Annotated in this window: 3 protein-coding genes and 1 pseudogene; 1 reads left to right on the plus strand and 3 read right to left on the minus strand. The window is 56.7% G+C overall.

The window, feature by feature from the left end:
* From Q0650_RS00290 to Q0650_RS00300, 3 genes and pseudogenes are all read right to left on the minus strand, one after another.
* Nucleotides 1–1045 (minus strand): annotated as a pseudogene (locus tag Q0650_RS00290) (hypothetical protein); the annotation flags it as partial.
* A 4-nt stretch (nt 1046–1049) separates the two neighbouring features.
* Nucleotides 1050–1418: a hypothetical protein gene (locus tag Q0650_RS00295; protein WP_298814503.1), complete on the minus strand. Its 369-nt coding sequence runs from the start codon at nt 1416–1418 to the stop codon at nt 1050–1052.
* Nucleotides 1419–1429: 11 nt separating this feature from the next.
* Nucleotides 1430–2407, minus strand: coding sequence for a P-loop NTPase fold protein (locus Q0650_RS00300; RefSeq protein WP_298814506.1), 978 nt, complete (start codon nt 2405–2407; stop codon nt 1430–1432).
* A gap of 25 nt (nt 2408–2432) precedes the next feature.
* On the opposite strand from Q0650_RS00300, the gene Q0650_RS00305 reads away from it, so the two are divergent.
* Nucleotides 2433–2726, plus strand: a 294-nt coding sequence (locus tag Q0650_RS00305) for a hypothetical protein (RefSeq protein ID WP_298814509.1), incomplete at its 3' end; no start/stop codon positions are given.

The following is a 2726-nucleotide window of genomic DNA, read 5'->3' on the forward strand; positions in this document are numbered from 1 at the left end:
GCACGTCGCCGATCGCCAGCAGCACATTGGCTTCGCCCAGCCGGTCGCCGACGGCCTGATAGCGGGTCAGCGCCTGCTGATAACTCGCCAGCGCCGCATCCATCTCCGTGCGGAACCGCAGCACGTCGCCGATCGCCAGCAGCACATTGGCTTCGCCCAGCCGGTCGCCGATCTGTTTGAACACGGTCAGCGCTTGCTGGTAACACCGAAGCGCTTTCTGATGGTCATAGCGCCGCGCATAGGCGATGCCGGCCCGCAACAGCGCATCGGCCTGAGCATCGGATTGACCGGCGCGGGCATACCACCCGGCGGCGCGTTCGTAGGCCTGAGCTGCTTCGTCTAATGTCGCTGCGTGTTGAGCGTAGAGACCGGCCAGGTCGTACCATGCGTCAGCCGCGGCTGACGCATCGGGATTCGTTGCCTGTTCCAGGTCGTTGATGCGGCGCCGGTAATAGTCGATCCAGCGGGCGCGTTCTGTATCATCCTTGACTTCGATAGCTCGCCGACGAGGAGTCGTATCAACGGCCGGAATTGGCGACGTTGTAGCAAGTTCGCGGCCAATAAACACGCCTTCGGGTCTCTCCCCAAGCTGGCCGTAGAAATGGACGATGGTATTGACGCGCGAGGAAAAGTTTGGCGCCCGGTTGCTCAACACCTGCAACCCGTAGTCTGTCACCCAAAACAGGAGACGATGCGGTTGGCTGAGCAATGCCTCGCGATGGAGTTCCAGGTACTCAGCGATACCGCGATCGAACGCGCTATCAATCCCGGTGATGCTGACCACATGCGGTGGATCGGATGGAATGCGACGAAGGAATGCAAGCAGATCGGGTTCTTCATTGATGAGCGCGCATTCGATAATCGGCAGAGGGGCCAGAGCTTCGCGCAGGCGATTGGTCACCGCCCGACGCATTGCGCCGTCTTCGTAAACGGCAATCGCCCACGCTCCCGCCACGGCCCGAAATAAACGCGCCAGTCGCCTGATTTCTGAGTCGGTCACCGACGTTATTGACCGTTCTGTCTGTGTTCGAGAGTCGTCGTTCATCGTCTCACTGTTCCGGTGTTGAGCGAAGCAGATCCCACAGGATTGGATGCGCATCACACCAGGGCTGACCGTCTTTGCTATTGTTATATTCAACCAGAGCGCCCTTGTAAAGCAGACTCCGGTTTTCGTCATCGGCAGTCAGCCGGTGATCGTTGTGGCGACGACGCAGGTTTTCCCAGTCCACATCGCTCAGCGTGGGCAGCAAGAATGAGCGTTCGATCAACAGCGCCTTATCCACGTCGGCAAGGAGAATTTTAGCGCCGGTTGCATAGGTAGCGGCATTTTGCGCCAATCGAATCAATACGGTCGGCACGCCACCACTGGCTATGGCCAGACGCTGAAGCGCCTTGTCTTCTATCAGATTATGATCCATGCGTCGGAGCACTATCTCGCGCAGTGTTTCCAGTCTTCCTTGTCCAGACGACCCGAACGCTGTTTAGGGGGAATGTTGGGCAAGATTTCAACCCGCGAAAATTGTTGACGGATCTGTTCAAAGTCTTCTGAATAACGCAACGCCGAAGGGCAGGTGAAGATGATGTAGGCCTGCGGCGCGTTGAGCGTGGCAAACCGATCAAGAAAAATACGTCTGGCTGCCTCTAGATCAACTTTGTCTAAACCTTCAATGATAATCAGCAAGGGCTTTTGGCCGGTGTTTTCGGCCTGTTCAATAACCCAATTCAGATGGCCCAGCAGCTCAGTCATGCGAAAACTCAATTCGCGATGGATTGCCTCGCGGGCCTCTGCTGATTGGCGAACTTCCGCTTCGAGTTCGACAATGCCAAGCTTCAAACTGGCGCCGAAGGTCTTTTCAGCCGATGACGCGCCGAGCGTCAACCCGGCCACAACTCTTGTAAACCAGTTGTAAAGCTGCTGCCAGCGGTCGCTCAGTTGAGCAGTCAAAGGAGGTTGAATCCATCCCTCGTCGCTCCCTTTTCTAAACACCCGCGTGAACAGCACAAGCATCAAGTCTTCCAGCGCCAGATCTGTTCGTCCCGTTGACTCCAGAACATCAAGCTGCACGATGAGAAACTCGTCCTGCAGTTCTTCGGCCAATTTGGCGAGTTCGGTCGATTTACCGCTTCCACGATGACCGATAAAGATAATCTTTTGCGCAGTGGTCTGTTTTTTCTGAGCGCGTAGCCATCTACCCAGGGCAGAGCGCGGCGACGATGGCCGTTCAACAAACCATGCTTTGAGCTGATCTGGATTTAAGCGAATCTGATGGTTAAAATTGATCAAAACGTCATCAAGGTTGATGGCTTTCATACGGTCTGTCCGCTCTTCCAAACCGGTGGAAACGCAAGAAAATATCTTTCTCATTGTAGCACTATACATTCTCAAAACAACAACGAACTCTATCAACTTTCCGGTTCAATGGCTATCGGTCGTGGAAGAACATACGCTGTTGCAAGCCAGACGCGAGCAGGTGGAAACGCAGCCATGCCCGTTTCTCGCATTCTACGCAATGACACCGGGCCACCGAGCCGCGCCGTCGAATGCGCTGCGCGCGACCGCGCAGCGGGCCGCGCTGGCGTTCTGCTGTCGCCAGCCTCCGCTTGCGGCAACCGACTCAGCGGGCAACCTGCCTCACGCTGGCCAGCTCTACTCGCGCCGCGCGCGGATCAGTCAGCGCCTTCGGCCATCGCCAGCAATCACGCCCACTGCGCTGCCGTCACCGGAA

The sequence above is a fragment of the uncultured Chloroflexus sp. genome, assembly GCF_937129525.1.
GTDB lineage: Bacteria > Chloroflexota > Chloroflexia > Chloroflexales > Chloroflexaceae > Chloroflexus.

What these genes read in the sequence shown, in the direction of transcription:
- Q0650_RS00295 (WP_298814503.1), bottom strand. Translation starts at nt 1,418, where the DNA reads ATGGATCATAATCTGATAGAAGACAAGGCGCTTCAGCGTCTGGCCATA.